Source organism: Desulfobacterales bacterium (genome assembly GCA_034003325.1).
In the GTDB taxonomy this organism is placed as follows: Bacteria; Desulfobacterota; Desulfobacteria; order Desulfobacterales; family JAFDDL01; genus JAVEYW01.
Map to the genome: position 1 here is coordinate 17,595 of JAVEYW010000010.1, position 23,280 is coordinate 40,874.

Sequence of the window (23,280 nt, forward strand, 5' to 3'; positions counted from 1 at the left end):
GGTATGAATACCGCTCAACGCCTTACTGTTTCAATCATGTCCTTTCGACGATGGTATCCATTATACCCGCACCTGGAGACGATACATGAGCAAAGTATTGTTTGTCGACGATGATATGAACCTGCTTCAGGCGAACCAGCGCCGCCTTCGCAAAACATTCCAGGTCGATATCGCGGGCAGCGGTCCGGAAGGCCTTAACGTTATATCCGACAAGGGGCCCTATGCGGTCATCATCTCGGATCTCGTCATGCCCGGCATGGACGGGTTCGAATTTCTCGAACAAGCAAGGCAGGCGGCGCCCCAAAGCGTTTTCATCATGCTGACTGGCCATGCCAATCTGGATGCCTCCATTAACGCCCTAAACAAAGGGTATATCTTTCGCTTTCTGACCAAACCCTGCAAAATTCATGTACTTGAAAAAGCCATTCAGGCCGGGCTTGAGCAGTATCATAAAAACAATCAACTGTTAAAATCGAATCAAAATATTCCGGACCAACGCTTTCGAAAAAAAGTTCTGGTCGTCGATAATGATCCCGAAGTGCTCTCCGTATTGTCTGCGGCCCTGCACGCAACCGGTCAGTTTGAGGTGCTGACGGCCGAAAACGGCCAGGTCGCCCTGACCATTTTAAATCTTTTGAAAATCGATATCATCCTTGCGGATAAGGATATGCCGGAAATGAATGGAATCGATTTGTTGGCGGCGGTTCATGAAAATTTTTCTGAAGTAGAGGGGTTCCTCATGACCTGGCAATCCGCCGCTGAGATGCATCAGGAAATTAAAGCGGTCGGCGCGGCCGGATGCTTTGAAAAACCGATTGACACCACTGCCGTTATCAACACCATAAAAGACGCACTGCATTCGGCGCCAAGAGGTCAAATTGACGGCATCGGCACGGCATCCTTCCTTCAAATGCTTGAAATGGAGGAAAAAACATGCACATTGCAAGTACGATCGGGCGAAAAGTTGGGGTTGCTGTTTTTTCAAAAAGGCAGACTGATCGGCGCAGAGACTGAGAAGCTGACCAATGAGGCCGCTGCCTGCGAGATTATCAATTGGAAAAATGCCGTCATTGAAATTGAAAACATCGGCCGGAAAAAAGAAGTTGGAATTCATCGGCCGTTAATGCACATATTGATGGAAGCTGCCAGAATAAAGGATGAGGAAGACCTAAAGGAATAGCCTAACCTGGAAAAGCTGGGAAGCTGGGAGGCTGGGAAGCTATAAGGCTTAAGGGGGTAGCAACCTCATCCTACAAATAAAAACATGCATGTTTTTGCATGTATTTTTCGATAAGGGCTCTGAATTGGCGTCGCAAAAAACAGGCGGGGAGGTTTCTGAAGATGGACGGCGGAAAAGCATATTCGGAGTTGGAAAACAAGCTGCTAAAGGAAGGTTTTGTCACACCGGAGGACATGGCATCCGCAAAGGAAACCCGGCAGCAAAACCTTGTCCGCGCTCAAAAACCGATCGGGTTGCTCATCAGCGACATCGCTAATTTGCCACAGGATGAGTTCAAGCGACTGCTGAGAGATAAAAAGACGCAAGAGAAAATCGCCGCCATCGGCCTTGAAAAAGGATTGTTTTCCCGTGAACAGTTGAATGAGTGCCAACGCAACGGCGACGCCGCCAATCCGTTAAGCGTTATGCTGGTCCACAAGGGCTATCTGACCGAAAACGATCGCAAAGTGCTGCTGCAGCGCACCTTGGAAAGCATCGACTTTGCAAAGCTTGCCATCAGCCTCGGTCTTATCAGCGAACTGGACTTGGAGCGTGCGCTCAAACTGAAATCCCATCAAAAATCGGTTTGTGAAATTCTCTATGACCGCAATCTGGTCACCCTTTCGGAACTGAACCATGTGTTTCGCAAATTCAGCCAGGATTTGAAATTGGGGCAAATTCTTTTATTGCAGGAGCTGCTGACGGAAACACAGCTCAAAGAAGCGCTTTCCGAGCAATCCGCAAGCAATCTGTCCCTCGGTAAAATACTGCTTAAAAGACGCTACGTTGCTGTTGAACAACTCTATTTTACCCTTTCAATTCAGTACAATACGCCGTTTCAAAAACTGGACGGGTATGTATATTACGAAAAGCAGAAAATGGCGTTGCGAGAGTTTGTCGGACAGGGATATGCCCTGGAAAATCGCATCCTTCCCTTGTTTCAAAGCGGGAACAACCTTACGCTGGCCGTGTCCAATCCGGCCAACATATGGAGCATGCACGGGTTAAAATCGCTTTATCCCGAACTTCAGATGAATTGCGTTCTGATTACCGATGAAAAATTCGGTCAGCTCTATGCGCTTCTTTATGGTGAAATGTTATACACCGGCGACTCCCGGCAGCCGCCCCAATCCGGCGCGGCAACTCCGGATCAGACGTTGCAGCTCAAACATCCGGCCACCCAAAAAGAGCTGATGAAAAAACTGTACGAAGAGTACCGGTATTACCAGGAAACCGCCGGGTTAAAGCCGTTTGAAAATGAAGAGCCGTTGTTTTATTCCTTTATCTCGGAAAATCATCAACACCTATGTGAAAGATACCGATGCAAGGAAATTCTTTTTCGTTTTGAGGTCCATAACGGCCGAACAGAGGTGTTGGCCTCACCAGTCACATAGATTTAAGGAACACATCATGGCGAGGATCATAACCGTTACAAGCGGAAAGGGCGGTGTCGGTAAAACCAATATCAGCGTCAACCTGGCGGTGCAACTAGCCAGAGAGGGGCATCGCCCCTGTGTTTTTGACGCGGACTTGGGACTGGCCAACATCAATATTCTTCTGGGAATACGACCGGAATTCGACCTGGAAGATGTCATCAACGGCGAAAAACACTTGTCTGATATTATTATTCAAGATTCGAGCGGAATCGCCATCATTCCGGGCGGAACCGGGGTTGAAAAGCTCACGGGCCTTCAAGGCGACCCTCTGAGCCGCCTGATTGCTTCCTTTTCCTGTCTTGAGGGGTACGATATTCTGATTTTCGACACATCCGCCGGCATCTCGCGTGAAGTCCTTTCCTTTTGCATGGCGGCAGAGGAAGTTCTGTTGGTGATCATTCCGGAGCCCACCTCGTTAACGGACGGATACTCGCTTCTAAAAGTGCTTTCCTTAAACGGGTATCGCAATCCGGTAAAGGTCGTCATCAACCAGGCAAAACATGAACGATTTGCGCAAACTATTTTTGAAAAATTCAGAGAGACCGTCCGAAAATACCTTCCGCTGGATATTCTCTATATCGGCAGCTTGCCGTTAGATGAAGGGGTGGCCGAAGCCGTTGCCAGACAAAGACCCTTTGTCACCCTGTATCCGAACGGACGCGCGGCCGGCGCTATCGGCCGATTGGCTCAAAACCTGCTGGATGACCGTCCCAACGCCGCTGCCGCGGACGAGGGATTAAATACCTTCTGGCATAAATATTCGCAAATCGCCCAAGGCCCGCTGCGAATGCCTCACCAAAAACCCGCCAAGCCGTCCGAAGCGCCCTTGGCGCCGCCGCCGGCGGAAAAAGCGGCAGTCAACAATGAGTCCCCCGGCATTATCCCCTTGGAAGTATCCGCCATATCGCAACAGATATTGTTTTCTCTCAATCGGCTGGTAACGGCCACAACGGATATTTCCCGAGAACTGGGTGAATTTCGGCAGTTTCTGGGCAAACCGACAGATCGTCAGGCCGCCGATGACACCCCGCCCGGAGGACCGGCCGAAAGCCAGCTGCCGCCGGTGATTGCCCTTGATTTTGAAGCCTATGTGGCGCGGAAACAAAATAGAGCCAAAGGAGAAAGCTAACATTGGTAACCTCGGACACAAACACCAGCCCCAATTCAAACATGGCTGTCCTGGGCCAGCTGGCTGCGGGCATTGCCCATGAAATCAACACACCGGCACAGTATGTCAGCGATAACATCTTTTTTTTACAGGATGCATTTGACGGGTTTCAAAAGGTGTTAACGCACTATGCCCTGCTTTATCAGGCGGTAAAAGCCGGCTCTGTGACGGCAAAAACCCTTCAAGACCTTCAGGCAGTGCTGGAAAACGCCGAAGTAGACTATCTTCTCGATCAGATTCCGGAAGCCATTCGCCAATCATTGGACGGCATGACCCGCATTACGCAGATCGTCAACGCCATGCGCGATTTTTCCCATCCCGGATTAATGGAAAAAAAAGCGGTGGACATCAACAAATCAATTTACGACACGGTGATGGTGACGCGCAATATCTGGAAACGCGTCGCCGAAGTGGAAACGGATTTAGACGACTCTCTTCCAAGAGTGCCTTGTCAGCCCGGTGAAATCAACCAGGTCATCTTAAACCTGATCGTGAATGCCACGGATGCCATCGACGATACCATCGCGGACGCCCCCGGAAGGATTGGCAAAATCGTCATTCAAACCCGTCGGCAAACCGAATGGGTGGAAATTCGTATCAGCGATACGGGTTCCGGCATTCCGGAAAGTATTCAACCCAAAATTTTCGATCCCTTCTTTACCACCAAACCGGTGGGCAAAGGCACCGGGCAAGGCTTGGCTATCAGCGCCTCGGTTATCGCCAACCACGGGGGGTCAATCCGCTTCGAAACCCAGTCACCATCAGGCACCACCTTTATTATACGCCTTCCGCTCTCCGACCGGGAAACATAACCGATGAACCTCCCGGAAAAACGCAGCATTCTTTTTGTGGATGATGAACCCAACCTGCTGATGGGCTTAAAGCGATCCCTTCATGCGTACCGGCATCTATGGGACATGGCCTTTGCCCGGGGCGGCGCAGAAGCCTTGGCCTTTCTGGAAAACCAGCCGGCGGACGTTATTCTCACCGATTTTCGAATGGCCGGCATGACGGGCATTGAGCTTCTTCGGGAGGTAAAAGAAAGATATCCTCATGTCATACGCGTCATCTTTTCAGGAGAAGTCGATCAGTCCCTCGTCATGAAATCGGTCCAAATCGCCCATCAGTTTATCGCCAAGCCCTGTCGGGCGGATCATCTGAAAGAAAAAATCGAGCAGACCATATCGCTTCGCCATGAACTCGAAGATGACGCGCTTCGCGCCATTGTGTGTCGAATCGACGCGTTGCCGAGTCTTCCCGCACTCTATGGGGAGATTCTGGCTGAACTCAAAGCCCCCTCTCCTTCCATCAAAAAGGTCGGGCAAATCATTACCAGCGATATCGCCATGTCATCCAAAATACTTCAGTTGGTCAACTCCGCCTTTTTCGGATTGCGCCATCGCATTACAAGCCCGGAGCAGGCTGCTTTGCTGCTGGGGCTTGATATCGTCAAATCCCTCGTGCTTTCCCTTCAGATATTCACTCAGTTTGACGTGCCGAAAGCCTTTGCTTCTCTGGTCAAGGGGTTATGGCAGCACAGCCTCAATACCGGGCAGCTGGCGAAAAAACTAGCGGAAAATAAAAACCAATCCCGTGAAGTTGCGGACCAGGCCTTCATGGCAGGGCTTCTTCACGATTGCGGAAAACTGGTAATGCTGGCAAATTTCCCGCAACAAATGAAAGCGATCGCAGCGCAAAAACCGTCCACTTTCATCGAATTTTTGCATCTGGAACAAGCAGTCTTCGGCGTCACGCATGCTAAGATCGGCGCATACCTGATGGGGCTTTGGGGCATTCCGTCTCCGATTACCCACGCCATTTCCTTTCACCACGCACCGGACGCAGCAAATGAAACTGCGTTTTCCGCGCTTACGGCTGTTCATATAGCTGATTATCTGGACCATTGCCCGGAAAAGGCGGCCAATGCCGCGCTTGCCGCTGAATTCCTTGATCTCGTGTATCTTTCCCGTATTGGATGCGCCGAACTCGTACCCATATAAAAAGTGGAGATAAACATTTTATGATATCAACCAAAGGATACCGATACAATATCCCATGGAATTTATTCTTAATCACCGTCGGAGCCGTTATTTTCAGTCTGGGCCTGAAGGCCATCGCTGTCCCTCACGGGTTCATCACCGGCGGAATTTCAGGCGTTTGCCTGCTGGTCTATTATGCAACCGATATTTTTTCGCCGGGTTTTTGGTATTTCATCGTGAATATTCCGCTGTTTCTGCTGGGATGGATATATGTCAGCAAACGCTTTTTCTATTACAGCACCTTCGGCATGCTCATTTCCGCAGCCGCCATCGACCTGATTTCAATCGAGATCGGCATTAAAGACCCAATCCTGTCGGCACTGGCCGGCGGCGCCATCATGGGAACCGGAGCCGGGATTATACTTCACTCCCTGGGATCGGCCGGCGGCGCGGATATCCTCGCGGTAATCCTCAATCAAAAATTCAATCTGCGCATGGGCGCGTTTTTTTTCTTTTTTAACATTATCATTTTCACCTTTAGTCTAACCGTACTGGATTTGGATATCATGCTCTATTCTCTGGCCCAGACCTTCATCACGGCCCAGACGTTGGATTACGTGCTCAGCATGTTCAACCAGCGAAAAATGGTGTTGATCATTTCGGACTACTCGCAACAAATTGCCGACCAGGTGCTTGAAAAAATACGACATGGCGCCACCTTTCTGGACGGCAGCGGCGCTTACTCGGGACAGCCCAAAAAAATTCTTCTGACCGTGGTCAACAACCATGAGCTCAAAAGGGTGGAAGAGATCGTTTTTACAACTGATCCGGATGCATTTGTTATCATGGAAAACACATTCAACGTGCTCGGCAAAAGATTTTCAAGCCCCAAGGTTTATTAGAAATAGGCGTTTGGGCAGATCAGGGCTGCATCAAGGCCTTTATCGCCGCATCCGCAACAGCGACCAGCCCGCCCGGATAAATGCCGCCGGTCACCATGAGCAACATGGCGCAAAGGGCAAATCCACGGGCAGCAACGGATAGGGGGATTCGGGGGGCTGCTTCGTCGTACGGCAGAAAATAGGCGGCTTTAAGGACGAGCAGGTAGTAATATAGCGATACCACCACATTGAGCATGGCGACCAGAACCAGGCCGAAATGACCGGCTTTCATGGCGCCCGTAAAAATCAACAGCTTGGCTGTAAAGCCGATAAACGGCGGAATGCCGGCCAGGCTGAAAAGGGTCACCAGGAGGAGCAGCGCAAGGATCGGCGCACGCCGGTGCAGGCCGGCCAAATCCGCGATGCCGGGATTCTCGCCGGTACAGGCCACTTTGATCACGACGAAAAAGACCGATAGTTTCATCAGCAGCAGGGCTGCCGCGTAAAATACGACGCCCACTGGCCCGGCCGCCCCGACACTTAGTATGCCGATCAAAATATACCCGGCGTGGGCGATACTCGAATAGGCCAGCAATCGTTTCAGATCCGTTTGACCAATAGCCGCCAGGTTTCCGATGGTCATGGTCGCAATCGATAGAAAGGCCAATCCATAAACCAAATGACCGCTGCCGAGCGCACCGGTTCCAACCACCCGCATCAATACCGCGGCGGCCGCCACCTTCGAGACGGTGGCGATATAGGCGGCGACCTGGTTTGCGCCGCCCTGGTAAGCATCCGGGGCCCAGATGTGAAACGGACATAAGGCCAGTTTGAAGAAAAACCCGCTCAAGGTCAGAAAAAGGCCCACCATCACGACCGGTCGTTCCAACGCATGGGGCAGTATGCGCATAAGCTCATTCAGGTGCAATGCGCCGGTCGTACCGTACAGGACGGAAATTCCGAAAAGCATCACCGCCGAAGCCGAAATGCCCACCAGAAAGTATTTAAGTCCGGCCTCAAGGCCCATGGCCGCATCTTTTCGAAGGGATACCAGAATATAGAGGCAATAGCTGGATAATTCGAGCGCAACGTAGATGCTCAACAAATGCACCCCGCTGACCAGCAGCATCATGGCCAGGGTACAGGCGAAGAGCAGAAGAAAAACCTCGGCCTGATAGCGCCGTGAGATTCCGTTCAGCTCCGAGCAAAGACAAAGAACACAAAAAAGCCCGATGGATAACAGCAGCTTAAATACCTGCGAAAAAAAATCCACCCGGTAAACTCCGGCAAAAAGATCGCCATTCACCTTCATGGCCGCCAGGCAGACCAGGACGCCGAGTCCGGAAAGAAAAAGTGAGGCGCGATGATTCCGAACCGGTTCGGGCTGCCTGGCCATCGCCAGGACGAGAAACACGGCAACAGAAAAAAAGCAGATCAACTCGGGCGCAAACCGCATCCAGTGTGTCATGGCAACCCCTGTATCAATGGGACGGACGCCGTCTCGATGACATCGAGAAGTAAAAAGGGACATAGCCCGAAGATGATCAACACCGTAACCAGAAGCATTCTGGGAATTCCCAGGGTAAAGGAAACATCCGCGAGATGCGCATATTTCTCCCTCTTTTCACCATAAAACGTGCGTTGCACCACCCGAAGCATGAAAAGGGCGCTGACCACGAGGGCCAGGACAGATAGCGCGCCGCGCACGGGATATACCCGAAACGCCGCGATAAACACGATCAGCTCTCCCCAAAAACTGGCAAGGCAGGGGACCCCCATGCCCGCCAGGGCCGCGACAATAAAATAAGCGGATGCCACGGGCATCACCCGGCTTAGGCCCCCCAACTCGTCCATCTGCTTGGTGTGAGTCCGGTCGTAGATGTACCCCACCGAGGAAAACAGCAGCGCCGTCATCACCCCGTGGGCGAACATCTGAAACACCGCGCCGTTTAACCCGTCCACCGATACGGTGGACAGTCCCAGGCCGACAATGCCCATGTGCGAAACACTGGAGTAGCCGATAACGTATTTCAGATCGGTCTGTCGAAGACCGGCCAATGCGCCGTATATAATACCAAATGCCGCCAGAAACGCCATGAGCGAAGACCAGTACTGCCATCCGTGCGGGCAGATAAAAATGGCCACCCGCAGCACACCGAACGCGCCGATTTTCATCAGTACACCCGCATGCAGCATGCTCACGCCGTGCGGGGCCGCCACATGGCCAACCGGCGACCAGGTGTGAAACGGCCACAGGCCTGCCAGAATACCGAATCCGATATAAAGAAAGATAAAAGCAAACCGTTGCTGCTCGGGGGTAAAGACGCCCGGCTTCATCAGCTCGGTCACCGAAAAGGTGTTTAAGCCGGAATGGACATACAGGTAGACAATGGCCGGCAGAATCAGGGCGCTTCCCGCCAGAAGATAAAGGGTCAGCTTCATGGCGCCGTATTCTTTACGGGTGCCTCCCCAGATAACGATCAAAAGATACATCGGAAACAGGGACACATCGTACCAGACGAAAATGAAAAAAAGATCCATGCTCATGAACAGGCCGAACACGCCGGTCACCAAGGCAAAATAAAGGGCAAAAAATTCCTTCACCCGCTCCTTTAGCTCCCACATGGTGAGCACGCCCGTGAAAAACACGATGCCCGTCAGCAGCAGGTTCGGCAGGCTAAAACCGTCCGCCGCATGATAATAGGTGATGCCGAGCAAAGGCACCCAGGGCAATTTCTCCACAAATTGCAGCCCGCCGCGTTGCGTGTCATAGGCAAAAAAGAGACAGAGCGCAAGCAGCAGGGTAGTGCCTGAAAACGCGGCGCTGATCCATTTGATTCGCCGGGCATGGGCCCCCGGGGTCAACAGAATCAGGGTAAACCCGGCCACGCAGGTTAACAGAATGGTGGAAAGATAGGGAAATTCAGTAAGCACCATGAAACAGGCTATCCTCACGACAAAAAGAAGTACAAGGCCAAAAACACCACAATGGCAAATGTGACCACTATCCGATGCTGAATCATGCCCGCATGCAGCATCGACACCCGCCGCCCGGCCGACACCGTTTCTTCGGCAAACCCGTCAATGACACCGTCGATCACCCGCTGATCGTTTTGCGCGCAGAACCGTGAAATACCCCGGTCGATTACTCGATCCACAAGGAATCGATACAAGTGATCCAGATACCACCGGTTTTGAAATAAATTCAGTAGCGCCGGCACCCGCGCCACAAACCCTTTGCGCGCTGCCCCGCTTCGACCGAATTCAACCCAGGAAAGCAATCCCCCCATTACGGCCAGTCCCATGGCCGTAATGGGAAGCCAGGGCGAATGGGAGAAGGGGTAATCCGAGGGCGTCACCGCGCCCCTTAAAAAACCCGCCAAATCCGTATCAAAAAAGCCCATCCCCACGGTGACCCCCGCCAGAATAATCAACGGCAGAGCCATCACGCCCGCAACCCCATGCAAGTGGGGCGCCTCATTGGCTGTTTCCTCCGGTTTATCCGGCAATAGCATCAGAAAGACAAGGCGAAAGGCGTAATAAGCCGTCAAAAACACGCCCACCAGCGCGGCTGCCAGCCAGATGGGATTATTCAATCCGGCCAAGGCCGTCATGATGGACTCCTTGGAAAAAAAGCCGGAAAACGGTGGCAACCCGGACAGGGCCATGACACCGATCACCAGGCAGATCATGGGCAGCTTCATTCGGCGGCAATGCTTTTTCCCGAGCGTTTGCGCATCATTGGTGCCAAAGGCATGAATAAACACGCCGGAACAAAGAAAGAGCAATGCCTTAAACCCGGCATGGGTGGTCAGATGAAACAAGCCGCTAAAGCGATCACCCGCAGCAAGTCCCATTATCATCAACCCCAGTTGGCTGATAGTGGAGTAAGCCCACACCTGTTTGATATCACGGCTCACCATGGCCATGGTAGCGGCCAAAAGCATGCTAATGCATCCGACGCTCATGCAGATCGTCATGACCGTTTCGGATTGGCTGAAATAGGGAAACAGGCGCGCCATTAAAAACACTCCGGCTGCCACCATCGTGGCCGAATGCAACAGGGCGCTGACAGGCGTCGGGCCCTCCATGGCGTCCGGCAGCCAAGTCATCAAGGGAAATTGCGCACTTTTGCCGATAATGCCGCAGAATATCAGTAAGGCGGACACGGTCAGAAGCAGCGGCGGCATGCGGGCGGCCGATTCAGGGGCATTGATATCCGTAAAATTAAGCGAGCCGAGGCCATAGAACACCAGCAGGATTCCGAGAAAAAAAGCTACATCCCCGGCCCGCGTCATGACAAAGGCTTTTTTCCCGGCCTGCGTTGCGCTGAATTTTTCAAACCAGAAGCCGATCAACAGATAAGAGGAAAGCCCCACCAGCTCCCAAAAAATGTAGAGCTGCAATAAGGTGGGAGACACTGTCAGGCTGGTCATGGCCCAGGCAAATAACGACATCTCGGCATAATATCGCGAAAAACCGGAATCTCCCGCCATATAGCCTAGCGAGTATATCTGAACCAGCAGGCAGATCGCCGTCACCACGGTCAGCATCAACAGGCTCACCGGATCCAGAAAAAAGCCGAACGGCAGCGTAAACCCTTTTGTGCCCATCCAGCGCCCGGTCATAACGATCGGCCCGGTTATCTCCCAGTGCCGAATCAATAGGAAAACCGCACTGATAAACGCGACCCCGATAGCGCCGATGGACAAGGCAGCTGAAACCTTAGGGCGTGCCCGAAAAAAAATGATAATCAGGAAAAAGGCGGCAAACGGCGTCAACGTCGCCGAAACAGCCGCCATCAGGTCCGGGGAAATAGCAATTAAATCGATCATAGGGTCTCTATCCACGCCGGTCGATTGTCGACTTCCGGCTCTTGGCTGTCAGCTATCAGCTATCAGCATTTAGCTATCAGCTACCAGCTATTAGCTATTAGCATCTCCGGATCAAAATCATTTCAGCAAATTAAGTTCTCCCGGGTCAATCGAACCGCACCGGCGGTGCACCCGGACGATCATCGCCAGCCCCACGGACACTTCAGCCGCGGCAACGGCCAGAATAAAAATCACAAAGGCCTGGCCTTCCAGTTGCCCCCAGCGCAGGGCCGCGCCCACAAACATAATGGCGCCCGCGTTGAGCATGATTTCCACCCCTAGAAGCATCATGATCAGATTGCGTCTGGCCGTCACCGTGAACATGCCGATGAGAAAGAGAACGCCGGCCAATGCCATCACATGGCTTAACGGTACGATCATGATGGGGTCTCGCTTTCTTCTTTCCGCGGCTCACCCGGCGCTTGTCTTCCCAAGGCCAAGGCACCGATCAGCGCCACCAGGAGCAGCAGCGAGATAATTTCAATGGACAGCCAATGTTGCCGGAAAAGAAATTCACCAAATGCTTTCGGGCTCGCCATCGCGCTTTCCAGCGGCACATGATTACTCGGGTCGATAAACGCCAACAGTCCGATCAGCATCAGCACACAAAGGCTCAACGCGGCCGCAGGCACCCATTGCGTCGACGGAAAATCGGGTTTCCCCGTTTTTTTCATGTTCAGCATCATGACGATAAACAGAAACAGGATCATGATGGCCCCGGCATAAATAATAACTTCAAGCGCCCCCAAAAAAGGCGCACCGAGCAAAAAAAACAACAGGGCGCTGCCGAAAAAAGACATGATCAGATAAATAACGGCATGCACCATGTCGTGTCGGCTCACGGCCAGAACCGTCGTAACGAGAATTTCAAGGCCGAGAATATAAAATATAATCGAATAAAGCGTCATTTTAACGTTGCGTGTCGAGAATTAAGGGTTAAAAGAATGCTTGGCTGCTTAACCGCGCTTTGATCGCTTTCAGGTCGTTAGCTGCCCAGCCTCCCAGCTTCCCCAGCTTCCCAGCCTCCCAGCCTCCCAGCCTCCCCAGCTTCCCAGCCTCCCAGCCTTTCACGGCATATTGCTCCTCGGGTTCACCGGCTTATCCTCCCTCTCATGGCTGCCCTTGCCCCCTTCCCGCGTCACCACGCCGGCATAGCGATAAAAGTTGTACTCGGTATCCTTTCCGCAGTGATTCACCAACAGATCTTCCTTTTCAGCCACGAGGGATAGAATATTTCGCTCGCAGGTTTCAAAAAAGGGGGTCAACTGAATGGCAGCGGTGGGGCACGCCTCCTCGCAAAGCCCACAGTATATGCAGCGGGCAAAATTGATGCGAAACCATTCGGCGTAGCGCCTGCCGTCCTCCTGCTCCGCGGACTGCATCGAAATGCAGCTCACCGGGCACACCCCCGAGCACAGATAACAAGCAACGCAACGCTCCCGGCCGTCCGGATCACGGGTTAAAATGATTCGCGCCCGGGTTCGGGCCGGCAACGGCCGCTTGACCTCCGGATATTGTTCCGTAATGGGTTTTCGGAACAGGTGCACGAAGGTCGTTGCAAATCCGGCCGCCAGTGCTTTTAATGCGTCAATCGCCGAACTCATCATTTCTCATTTTCATTTAAAATATTGCATGACGGCCCCGGTCGCCACGATGTTCACCAGCGCCGCGGGAATCAAGACCTTCCATCCCAGCGCCATCAACTGATCGTAGCGAAGCCGCGGCAGGGTTCCGCGCATCCATATCATCACAAATGCAACCAGAAATACTTTCACCATCAACCATACCGGCGGCGGCAGCAATGGCCCCCGCCAGCCGCCAAGAAAAAAAACAGCCATCAGGGCGCCCAGCACCTGAATATGCACATATTCCCCGAGGAAAAAGAGGCCAAAGCGCATGCCGCTGTATTCCGTATGGAATCCAGCCCCCAATTCATTTTCCGCCTCCGGCAAATCAAAGGGGATTCGCTTGCTCTCCGCCATGGCGCTGATCAGGAAAATGATAAAGGAAAGCGGCTGAAATAGGATAAACGGGTAATCTGTCTGCGCGTTCACGATATCCACCAGGCTAAACGATCGGGCCATCATCACTACAGGCACGAGCGAAAGCCCGAGGGAAAGCTCATAGCTGATCATCTGGGCCGCGCCCCGAATGCCGCCCAGCAGACTGTATTTGGAATTGGCGGCCCATCCGCCGATCGCAACCCCGTACACACCCAGAGAGGATAAGGCAAATACGTATAACAACCCGACATTGATATCGGTGACGACAAGGGATACCTTTTGCCCGCCGACGAGAATGTCCGGTCCGATGGGAACCACGGCAAACATCAACAACGCCGTGACCGCCACGAACCCTGGGGCGAGCAAAAAGAGCGTCTTGTCCGCCAATTCCGGGACAATATCCTCCTTGGTGAGCATTTTGATGGAATCGGCAATCGGCTGAAGCAATCCGAATTTGCCCGCCCGGTTGGGCCCGAGGCGAACCTGAAATCTTGCCAGCAATTTTCGCTCCACCCACACCAGGTAAGCCGCCGCCAGGAGCAGCGCTGCCAGCACGATGCCCAATTTGATCAGCAAAAAAATAAACCCGATCGCCCAATGCCACATCATTCTACCACCATCTAATTCAGCGAAACTGAAAGTTGAAGGTTTCGCATATCTCTTCGTAGGCCGCACCGCCGTGGAAGGATAATCAGATTCCAGCCGTGTCAAACTCGCCTTTAAGGCTCAAACAGTGACACGGCCTCCATCTGATCACCCTTCCACGGCGTTGCTAGTGCCGCTGCATTCCCATACCAAAGCCTCCGCACCGGAAATAAAACATACACCGTCTGCCATGTGATTCGAGGTGCAAAGCATTACTTCCACGGAACCGCTTTTCAGTTCAAGGGTAATCCGGTCCCCGTCGGCCAGTTTCAGCCGTTCGGCATCCCGTGCATTCATCAAAAGGGCGGCCGGCTTTTCCAAGGCGTGCAGGCAGGGTGAAAGCCGAGAAAGCACCTCGGTGCCGAAGGTTCGGTCCACCGATATCAGCATTAAGCCGGTGGAAGGTTCTAAACAGGCACGGGTGCTCATCGTTTCGTCAAATGAATTCCGATCGAAAGCGCGAACCGTTGCAAGCAACCGAACGCCGTCCGGCGGAAAGGAATTCATTTGCGGCAAATTATTTAATTCCGGCACCGTGTTTCGCATCCACTGCCAGAGTTCTTTCCGCACGGCCGATCGATCCGGCGACAGCGTTTTGTCCGCCAGGCAGGCAAGGGTCAGCCAGGCCGGAAAACCGTCCCCTTCGGCCGCATTTACCCCGTAATCCCTCGGTGGATGAGCGCCGCCGCCGGTCTGCAGGATCGGCACGCCGCCTTTAAACACCGGCGCAATCATCTGCGCACGCGCTTCCTGATTGATAAAAACACCCCCCGCTTCGTATATTGTTTCGACGGGTAACACCACATGCGCTTTTTTCAATAGGTCGGAGTGAATATAATCCAACACCACCAACAACGACAGCCGGTCCAGGGCGCGGGAAAGCCGGGCCTTATCCGACACGAACCGGAAGAGATCACTTTCCACCACAATCAGGGCGCGGACCCGATCCGCCTCGATATCGGCTATAATCTGCTCAAAAGCGTTGGGGCTCATCGACAAAAGACCGGCGCCGTACGCATTGGGACCGGGCAGAAGATAGAATAATCCCGAGGCCTTTTCCATCACTTTCAGCCCCATGGCAAAATCGGCTGAAAGCGCTGGTAGGGTCGGGGGAACAACGGCCGTTCCACAAATTATCAACGGGTGCTTGCTTTCGCAAAGGGCCCGGGCCACGGTTTTCATCTCTTCCCAAAAGGCCGGCAACGGTTCCGAATCGGCACATAGCGCATCATATCGGCTCAACGCGGCGACGCCGACGGTCCGGGCCGCCTCCCGGGTGACGGTATCGGTCATCAGCCGGCCCAAATAGCGCGCAAGCTGCTGCGGGGCTACCGGCACCTGGTTAAATTCAAAAGGCAATTCAACCGGACGCGGGTCCATCACAACAATATTCGCCCCTTTTCTGTGAGCCTTGTTCAATTCCAGGGCCAGCATGGGCGCCTCGTTCACCGGGTCGGCGCCGACCACTAAAATGACATCCGCATTCACCACCTGCCCCAGAGAAACAGCAGTTTGTAAGCTTAAGCCCGATTGCGCAGCTTTTACCGTTGCGCCCAGGGCCGCGTCGATAAAATAGGCCGGTTCCCGCCACTGGTTCGCACGGCAGATTTTCAGCAGCATGGCTTGCGTTTCCAGGCTGCTGCGGGAAGCACCGAGTCCGGCAACCGCTTGTGTTCCGAAACCGGTTTCAATGGCTTTCAGTTTATCGAAAATGTATTGAAGGGCCTCGTGCCGGCTTTCCGGCCGGCCTTCGATCAGGGCCTTTCGAGGTCTGGATTCAAGGTTGGCGTAATAAAAGCCGTACCGGCCCCGATCGCAGATAAAATGACCGTTTACCGTGGGGTTGATTCCGGCCTCCTGCCGGACGATTTCCCGGTACCGGGCGCTGACGACGGTGTGGCACCCAAGTGAACAGTGAATGCAAACCGAAGGACTGCGTTCAAAATCCCATCGCCGGCCCTTATATCGGGCGGGTTTATCCGTAAACACGCCGGTCGGGCAAATATCCGCCAGATTCCCTGAAAACGGGCTTTCGAGCGCACCTTCCGAAAAACGGCCATAGCTCGTGCGCGACCCGATTCGCAAGACACCGAAATCCCGATACCCCGTTATCTCCTGATAAAAACGTGCGCACCGGTAGCAATGAATGCAACGGTTCATCTCCTGCTGAATCAAGGGCCCCAGGAATTGATCCATATAGGTGCGTTTCAGGCCCGAATATCTTCGCCGGCCGTGACCGCCGGAAATCGTCATCTCCTGCAGCAGACAGTGGCCGCCTTCATCGCAGACCGGGCAATCGTGGGGATGATTCATCATGAGCCATTCCACCACCTGTTTTCGAAAGTCCATGGCTTGCGCATCCGCAGTGGAAACCACCATCCCGTCGGCCGCATTCACCATGCAGCTCATCTGAATTCCTTTCACCGGTCCGTCGAGAAAATTCACGGCGCATATTCTACACGCCCCGACCGAGCCGAGGGCCGGGTGATAGCAGAACCGGGGTATCATGATGCCAAGCTGTTCAGCCGCGTGAATCACTTTGGTTCCCGGAGCGACATCAATTTCCCGATTGTCTATAACGATTCTGGGCATAAAAGGGCACTCAGTTGTCTATCAGCCGCGGCATCGGTGAAACCCGGCCGCACGCGGATCAAGCGCCAAAGGGGCACTTGCGTTGATGGATATGTTCTTCCACTTCATCACCAAAATGTTTCAACAAACTCTCCAACGGTGAGGCTGCGCCGGGCGCAAACGCGCAATAGGCACGCCAGAGATGGCCGCTCATTTGCGTCAGCATGGGAATAAAGGCCGCATCCCCATCGCCATGCTCGATCCGAAAGAGAAGGTCCCGAATATAGGGCAGCCCTTCACGACAGGGCGTGCACCACCCGCAGGACTCACGGCTGAAAAATTCGATCAGGTTCAAGGTTGCGCCCACCAGGCAGGTCTTTTGGTCCATGACCATAATCGCACCGGTTCCCAGCCGGTTGCCAACTTTTTTAAGGGAATCAAAATCCATCTCGATGTCATACTGTTCCCGGGTTAAAAAGCCCGTGGACGCGCCTCCCGGCAGGCATGCCTTGAATTCGGAGCCCTCGAGCATACCGCCGGCATGGGTTTCGATGATTTCGCTCAACCGAACCCCCAGAGGAAGCTCGTAACATCCGGGCCGTTTGACCCGGCCGCTCACGCAGAAGAGTTTCGTACCGGCCGCGCCCGGCGTCAAGGCCAGGGATTTAAACCAATCCACGCCGTTTCGAAGAATATGGGGAATGCAGGCCAGGGTTTCCACATTCTGAAGAACCGTGGGTTGGCCCCAAAGGCCCTTATCCGTCGCATAGGGCGGCGGTTGTTTGGGGTTGGGCCGCTTGCCCATCAGCGCGTTCAACTGCGCGGTCACCTCGCCGCAGATGTATCGGCCCGCGCTTCGGTGCACCACGATGGAGAGCGAATAATCACTGCCGAGTATCCGCTCACCCAAAAAACCGGCTGCATGGGCGATCTCGATTTCCCTTTCAAGAATTCTCGCCGCGCTTTCATATTCAGGCCGAATAAAGAAAATGCCGTATGCCGCTTTTGCCGCATAACCGGATAGAATCATGCCTTCGATGATCATATGCGGATCCGCGTGAATGAGCACCCGGTCCTTAAAGGTGCCCGGCTCCATCTCATCGGCGTTGCAGACAATGTAGCGCGGAAAAGGCGCATCTTCCGCAACGGTCATCAGTTTGGCGCCCGCGGGAAAGGCCGCCCCGCCCCGCCCGAGCAGCGAGGCGTTCAGGAGCGTTTGAATCACATCCTTGGGGGAACTATTTTCCAGCACGTCGGCCAGCGCCCGATACCCGCCGCTTTCGCGGTATTCCGCGAGCGTGGCGATACGGTCGGGCTTTCGATTCTGAAAGAGGACCCTGGGATAGTCTGCTGCCATTACGCGTTTTGATCCTGTTTTGATTTTTCCGGCCGGGCTTCGGCGCTCAGCGTTTCAATAATCTCGTCTACTTTTTCAGGTGTCAGATGGCCATAGACCTTCCGGTTGATCAGCATCGCGGGCGACCGGTCGCAGTACCCAATGCAACACACCGGCAATAAGGTGAAAAGGCCATCCGGCGTCGTTTCCCCCATGGCAATGCCGAGCTTGCGGCTTAAATGCGCCCGAAGGGATTCAAACCCGTCCATCCGGCAAATAAGGGAATCGCAAAGATGAATTACATACTTACCGACCGGTTCCCGATAGGTAAAGGTATAAAAGGTCGCCAGTTCCTCGACTTCCAGAGGACTCATGCCCAGAAGTTCGGCCGCTTCTCCGACGGCCTCGTCCGTGAGCCAGCCGTAATATGCTTGCAGTTCGTACATCACATCCACGGCCAGTTCCCGGGGGTGCAACACCTTATCAATTTTTTCTTTGAGCCTCTGTCGTGTGTTATCGGGAAGCATGCAGTCCGTTACCTGTCGATATCCGGTAAAATATAGTCGAGAGAGCCGATAATGGCGATCAGATCCGCCACCGTTTCCCCCACGGCCATCAGCGGCATGGCCTGCACATTGGCATAACCCGGAGACCGAATGTGCAGCCGGTACGGATACCCCAACGCGTCACTGACGATATAATAGCCCTGCTCGCCCCTGGGAATCTCGCACGAGGCATAGGCTTCCCCCCTGGGAATGGCCGGCCCGCTGGAAACATTAACAAAATGATGAATCAGGCTTTCGATATTTAGAAGCATGTCCTTTCGCGCCGGAATCGCATACCGATAATCATCTGTGACATAACGGCCCGAGGGCATGCCCGCCACCGCCTGGGAGATAATGTTCAGGCTTTGCCGCATTTCCTCTACCCGCACAAGATAGCGGGCATAGCAATCCCCGTCCGAAGCGGTCGGCACTTCGAAGTCATAATTTTCATATCCGGAATAAGGAAATTTTTTCCGCAAATCCCATTCCAGTCCGCAGGCCCGCAAATTGGGTCCGCTTATACCCCAATCCATGGCATTTGCCAGGGAAATTCGGCCAACGCCTATGGTTCTGGCCTTAAAGATCGGGTTATGCCGAATCAGGCGTTCATATTCCCTGAGCCGATCCGGGAAGATCTTAACGAACGCCGTCACGGCCTCTTTCCAGCCTTCCGGCAGATCCGCCGCCACCCCGCCGATTCGAAACCACGAGGGATGCAGCCTACCGCCGGTGATCAGCTCAACAATATCGAGAATCATCTCCCGCTCGCGAAAGCAATAAAAATTAGGCGTCATCGCCCCCACATCATGGGCATAGGTGGCAAACCAGACCAGATGATTGCTAAGCCGGAATAATTCACTGAGCATCACCCGAATCACCTGCGCCCGCTCGGGCACTTTAATGCCGGCCAGTTTCTCCACGGCCAAAACATAGGGCAGGTTGTTGGCGGCGCCGGCAAGATAATCCACCCGGTCCGTGTATGGAATAAACTGGTGCCAGTTCTGTCGTTCCGCGATTTTTTCCACGGCCCGATGATGATAGCCGATATCCATTTCAAGCCCGGTGATCTCCTCGCCGTTCAGGGTCGCGATATAGCGCATCAGGCCATGGGTGCTCACATGGTGCGGCCCGATGTTCAGCACCAGCGGGTGCTCACCGTCCCGGTGCTTGACAAATTCACTCGCGTCCAGCGGCTGAAAGCGCCTGGCATGGCTGAGCGTATAGGGCGGCAATTCAGTGGCGCGTCCGGGATAGTCCTTTCTGAGAGGATGCCCTTTCCACCCGGGGGGCAGAATGAGACGCCGAAGGTTTGCATGCCCGCTGAATTGAATGCCAAACAGATCGAATACTTCCCGCTCATACCACGCGGCCGAGGGCCAGATACCGGTTGCGCTGGGCACTTCGAGACGCCATCTGCTCAGCGGCACCTTCAGCCGCAGCCGGCAGGGTAAATCAAAAGACAGCAACTGATAAACCACCGTGTAATCGGGATGCTCATTGGGGCGCCGCCGGGCCGACTCATCCACGGCGGTCAAATCTTCGAGACGCTGAAACCGCGGTTGCGCCCGCGTCTTTAAGAATTCGAGCACATCAGCAATTCGATCCACATGCACGATATAAGTGGGAAAATCCGATGTCTCTGAAAGCAGTCGCAGCCCATCCCCAAATCGATCCGTCAACCGCTTTTCCAGTTGCCTGTCCGCTTCCGTTAATTTGACGCGCGCCGCGGGCGGCTTCCACATGAGATCCGATCGGCTCTCCTGAAACACCGGCGGCACCGCGGAAGTGCCCCGAATCGCCGTCCCCGCCATTCCCGGTCCGCGAGGGTCCCGGGACTTGGTCTGCTGATCCACCAGAATCGGCCCCGTGCTTCCCTGGGAGCCGCCCTGAAGATGAAATACGGAGCGGGCCGGTTTTTCCTCGAATGCGATTTTTTCCTGAAGTTTGATGAGCCCTTGCAACACCGCCTCGGGCCGGGGCGGGCATCCGGGAATATAAACATCCACAGGTAGAATCTGATCAATGCCCTGAACCACGCTGTAGGCATCGTACATGCCGCCGCTATTGGCGCAGGAACCCATGGATATCACCCATTTGGGCTCGGCCATCTGCTCATATAAGCGCAGCACCACCGGGGCGACCTTTTTAAATACGGTGCCGGAAATGATCAGCAAATCCGCCTGCCGGGGAGAAGGCCGCAGCACCTCCGCGCCGAAACGCGCCAGATCATAACGCGCGGTCAGCGCTGTCGCCTCCTCCACAAAGCAACAGGACAGCCCGAAAAACATGGGCCAAAGGCTGTGCTTTCGCGCCCAATTGATCAGCGTATCCGCGCCGTCAAGCAGCGGCCGGCTTATTTTTTCCGGCATGAGGTCCGATACGAGACGCCCCAATCAAGCCCTCCTTTTTTCCAAACATACGCCAACCCGGCAATCAACACCGCGATAAAAAAAGAAATCTGAAACCATCCCTCCCAGCCGAGAGTTTCCCAGGCGATGGCCCATGAAAATATATAGGCCCCCTCCACATCGAATAGGAGGAAAAAGATGGCCACCAGGTAAAAGGGAACCGGGTAACGCAGGCGGGCCGTGCCCGTGGGAATAACACCGCTTTCATAGGGGAGTAATTTGTCCCCCTGTTTCTTATTTTCACCAATCCTGGACGCGATGAACAGTAAGGCCGCAATGATGCCGATCACGATAGCGCCATAGATCACCAGGCTGAAAACATTGGGCTCCCAAGGCGAAAGCAACATGTCTTGCGTCACTGAATGCATACGATCCGATTCAATTCGTCTCAATTCGGGTTTTCAGGGTCTGCAACGGGTGTCATGAAGTGACTGAATAAGATTAGTGAGAGAAAAGCCGATTGTCAAATGTCAAATAACCAAATAGTTAGCGGGGGGATAGTGTTCGAGAATTCGTTTATTGGAAATACGATGATTCGAGAAATCATTGACTCGTTGATATGGGGTGTTTTTGGAATTCGGCTGTTCAGTGCCCTGGGGGCTGGATGGCAGGAACCAACAGGTACTTGGCTCTTTCATAAATTGCAGTGTCCCTCTGTGTTAAGATTGGGATAGACGGAGATAGGAAATGAGAGCAGCGAGGGTGATCATCGTCACGATGGAGATAAACAATCAGCATACATTTTTATAGACGTCGCCACCCTCATCAAAAACTTTATTCTTGCCGTAAAGCAGAGGAGCTTATCATGCGAATACAGACAATCCGGATCGAGACGGATTCGCTTGGTGCGTTGGAAAGGGCCGGGCAGCAATTCGCTGAAACGTTGCGGCATGGTGATTATGCCGGCGAAGTCATGAGCTTTGAGTCGCCCGCCGCACTATTTCGGCTACTCACTCCGGCAAGGTGGGGCTTTCTTGCGGCGCTTCAGAAAGCGGGGCCTTCCGGCATCAGGGCGCTGGCAAGGGTAATGTCTTGCGGGATATTGCCTTACTATCCGAGAGGGGGTTGGTGGAGAAGGACAATGCAGGAAAGCTTTTTGTCCCATTCTCTCGAATTCATGCTGAATTTGATCTTTTGCAAGCGGCTTAAATGATTCAATCATCCTTCGGCTCGATTTTCTTGGGCCGATTGCGAAAAATTTAAACCGATTACCCCTCCTTTTTGTTCCTTCACCTATCTGTCCATCATTTCTCGTGGCCCCATCGTTTTGCCATGGAGATGTGAATGCAAAAAATTTCTTGCACGGATATTTATTGTAATCATAGGCGGTTGAGAAAAGCGTCAATTTGACAGCCACAGGTCATGAAAGAAGTCGCAATGCGATAAAGGCAGAAAACGGATACTTCAAAAATTTGAAAAAAATGGGCGCGATGCCCCAAAAGGGATATATGCGCGTAAAATTAAGGGGACACAACCATGCTAAATTGCTTGGCGACGGATAGGCGTTGTCAAAAATCATTGTTCTGAGGCGGTTGCGCGCTCGCCAATAAGCTTTTGTGCGACCAATAGGCAGTTTTTGCAAAAAATTCCGGATTCGGCCGTTTTTTAGAGATCGGTTCGAATAGTTTTGCAAATGACTCAGAAGGTTAATTTAAACGACTTTTTATGAGTCTATCAAAAAAAGTGTTTGACAATTTTAAAATAAACAATTATTTTTTTAATAAAAGATTTAATTAAATATTTAATTTATACCAACCGTCAAAAAACACATTCACAACGATCTGATAAATTATTTATTTTCAATATTAGCCTTCTTGGAGACTTGATATAGACCCTTTACCGGAAACATACACGCTTTTGCGTGTATGTTTCCGGTAAAGGGTCTAAAAATATGCCGAACGATTCCAAACGCAAGATTGCCGAAGACCTTAATGCGATAGAAGCATTTGTCGATATCGCCATGATTGCCACTGACTTTCAGCAATTATTGGCTATCGAGCATGCTGAAGCCATTAAACATCGGCACAACTTGTGGATGTGCACATATTCTTTGATGGTGCCATCGAAGGAAATGGTGAGCGTAGTCATTCAGCATGAATTCTATCATTTTAACGCAGATTCAAGCACACTGCGATTTATCGCATAATTAAGAGCAAGCGATAGCCACCTCAGTCTAAACAGCTGAAATAGGCCGCTTGATGTCCTCAAAAACTTT

20 protein-coding genes are annotated in these 23,280 nt (G+C 53.0%); 8 read left to right on the forward strand and 12 right to left on the reverse strand.

The features are described 5' to 3' along the window. Window positions 1-85 precede the first annotated feature (85 nt). The 6 genes from RBT11_11775 to RBT11_11800 all read left to right on the forward strand — a co-directional run bounded on the left by RBT11_11775 (window position 86) and on the right by RBT11_11800 (window position 6,704). Window positions 86-1,180 (forward strand): response regulator, encoded by a 1,095-nt coding sequence (locus RBT11_11775; protein MDX9787452.1) that lies wholly within the window; start codon window positions 86-88, stop codon window positions 1,178-1,180. A 161-nt stretch (window positions 1,181-1,341) separates the two neighbouring features. Further along, window positions 1,342-2,613 carry a hypothetical protein gene (locus RBT11_11780; GenBank protein ID MDX9787453.1) on the forward strand — a complete coding sequence of 424 codons (1,272 nt, stop codon included), beginning with the start codon at window positions 1,342-1,344 and terminating at the stop codon, window positions 2,611-2,613. A 16-nt stretch (window positions 2,614-2,629) separates the two neighbouring features. Further along, window positions 2,630-3,784 carry a MinD/ParA family protein gene (locus RBT11_11785; protein ID MDX9787454.1) on the forward strand — a complete coding sequence of 385 codons (1,155 nt, stop codon included), beginning with the start codon at window positions 2,630-2,632 and terminating at the stop codon, window positions 3,782-3,784. Between the two features lie 2 nt (window positions 3,785-3,786). Further along, the gene (locus RBT11_11790; protein MDX9787455.1) at window positions 3,787-4,635 is read left to right on the forward strand and encodes an ATP-binding protein; all 849 of its coding nucleotides are present in this window, start codon (window positions 3,787-3,789) and stop codon (window positions 4,633-4,635) included. Window positions 4,636-4,638: 3 nt separating this feature from the next. Then, complete coding sequence (locus tag RBT11_11795; protein ID MDX9787456.1) at window positions 4,639-5,823, forward strand: response regulator; 1,185 nt, start codon at window positions 4,639-4,641, stop codon at window positions 5,821-5,823. Between the two features lie 20 nt (window positions 5,824-5,843). Further along, window positions 5,844-6,704, forward strand: coding sequence for a YitT family protein (locus RBT11_11800; protein MDX9787457.1), 861 nt, complete (start codon window positions 5,844-5,846; stop codon window positions 6,702-6,704). Window positions 6,705-6,723: 19 nt separating this feature from the next. Here RBT11_11800 and RBT11_11805 read toward each other — a convergent pair whose 3' ends face one another. From RBT11_11805 to RBT11_11860, 12 genes are all read right to left on the reverse strand, one after another. Next, complete coding sequence (locus RBT11_11805; GenBank protein MDX9787458.1) at window positions 6,724-8,151, reverse strand: NADH-quinone oxidoreductase subunit N; 1,428 nt, start codon at window positions 8,149-8,151, stop codon at window positions 6,724-6,726. Then, complete coding sequence (locus tag RBT11_11810; protein MDX9787459.1) at window positions 8,148-9,620, reverse strand: NADH-quinone oxidoreductase subunit M; 1,473 nt, start codon at window positions 9,618-9,620, stop codon at window positions 8,148-8,150. Before RBT11_11810 ends, RBT11_11805 begins: the two co-directional genes overlap by 4 nt. Window positions 9,621-9,634: 14 nt before the next feature. Beyond that, on the reverse strand, window positions 9,635-11,518 hold the full coding sequence (locus tag RBT11_11815; protein MDX9787460.1) for an NADH-quinone oxidoreductase subunit L: 1,884 nt from the start codon (window positions 11,516-11,518) through the stop codon (window positions 9,635-9,637). 117 nt (window positions 11,519-11,635) lie between these two features. After that, on the reverse strand, window positions 11,636-11,938 hold the full coding sequence (gene nuoK / locus RBT11_11820; protein ID MDX9787461.1) for an NADH-quinone oxidoreductase subunit NuoK: 303 nt from the start codon (window positions 11,936-11,938) through the stop codon (window positions 11,636-11,638). Beyond that, window positions 11,935-12,465, reverse strand: coding sequence for an NADH-quinone oxidoreductase subunit J (locus tag RBT11_11825; protein ID MDX9787462.1), 531 nt, complete (start codon window positions 12,463-12,465; stop codon window positions 11,935-11,937). The genes nuoK and RBT11_11825 overlap by 4 nt, the downstream gene beginning before the upstream one ends. A gap of 159 nt (window positions 12,466-12,624) precedes the next feature. After that, window positions 12,625-13,161, reverse strand: coding sequence for an NADH-quinone oxidoreductase subunit NuoI (nuoI, locus tag RBT11_11830; GenBank protein MDX9787463.1), 537 nt, complete (start codon window positions 13,159-13,161; stop codon window positions 12,625-12,627). Between the two features lie 12 nt (window positions 13,162-13,173). Continuing rightward, window positions 13,174-14,169 (reverse strand): NADH-quinone oxidoreductase subunit NuoH, encoded by a 996-nt coding sequence (nuoH, locus tag RBT11_11835; protein ID MDX9787464.1) that lies wholly within the window; start codon window positions 14,167-14,169, stop codon window positions 13,174-13,176. Window positions 14,170-14,313: 144 nt separating this feature from the next. After that, window positions 14,314-16,797: an NADH-quinone oxidoreductase subunit NuoG gene (nuoG, locus tag RBT11_11840; protein ID MDX9787465.1), complete on the reverse strand. Its 2,484-nt coding sequence runs from the start codon at window positions 16,795-16,797 to the stop codon at window positions 14,314-14,316. Window positions 16,798-16,855: 58 nt separating this feature from the next. Next, window positions 16,856-18,133 carry an NADH-ubiquinone oxidoreductase-F iron-sulfur binding region domain-containing protein gene (locus RBT11_11845; GenBank protein MDX9787466.1) on the reverse strand — a complete coding sequence of 426 codons (1,278 nt, stop codon included), beginning with the start codon at window positions 18,131-18,133 and terminating at the stop codon, window positions 16,856-16,858. Beyond that, window positions 18,133-18,639, reverse strand: coding sequence for an NADH-quinone oxidoreductase subunit NuoE (gene nuoE / locus RBT11_11850; GenBank protein ID MDX9787467.1), 507 nt, complete (start codon window positions 18,637-18,639; stop codon window positions 18,133-18,135). Before nuoE ends, RBT11_11845 begins: the two co-directional genes overlap by 1 nt. Window positions 18,640-18,647: 8 nt before the next feature. Beyond that, on the reverse strand, window positions 18,648-21,026 hold the full coding sequence (locus RBT11_11855) for an NADH-quinone oxidoreductase subunit B/C/D (GenBank protein ID MDX9787468.1): 2,379 nt from the start codon (window positions 21,024-21,026) through the stop codon (window positions 18,648-18,650). Next, window positions 21,011-21,433, reverse strand: coding sequence for an NADH-quinone oxidoreductase subunit A (locus tag RBT11_11860; GenBank protein MDX9787469.1), 423 nt, complete (start codon window positions 21,431-21,433; stop codon window positions 21,011-21,013). The genes RBT11_11855 and RBT11_11860 overlap by 16 nt, the downstream gene beginning before the upstream one ends. 437 nt (window positions 21,434-21,870) lie before the next feature. Between RBT11_11860 and RBT11_11865 the strand changes: the two genes are divergently transcribed. Beyond that, window positions 21,871-22,218 carry a hypothetical protein gene (locus RBT11_11865; protein ID MDX9787470.1) on the forward strand — a complete coding sequence of 116 codons (348 nt, stop codon included), beginning with the start codon at window positions 21,871-21,873 and terminating at the stop codon, window positions 22,216-22,218. Window positions 22,219-22,956: 738 nt separating this feature from the next. Beyond that, the gene (locus tag RBT11_11870) at window positions 22,957-23,211 is read left to right on the forward strand and encodes a hypothetical protein (protein MDX9787471.1); all 255 of its coding nucleotides are present in this window, start codon (window positions 22,957-22,959) and stop codon (window positions 23,209-23,211) included. The last annotated feature ends 69 nt before the right edge of the window (window positions 23,212-23,280 follow it).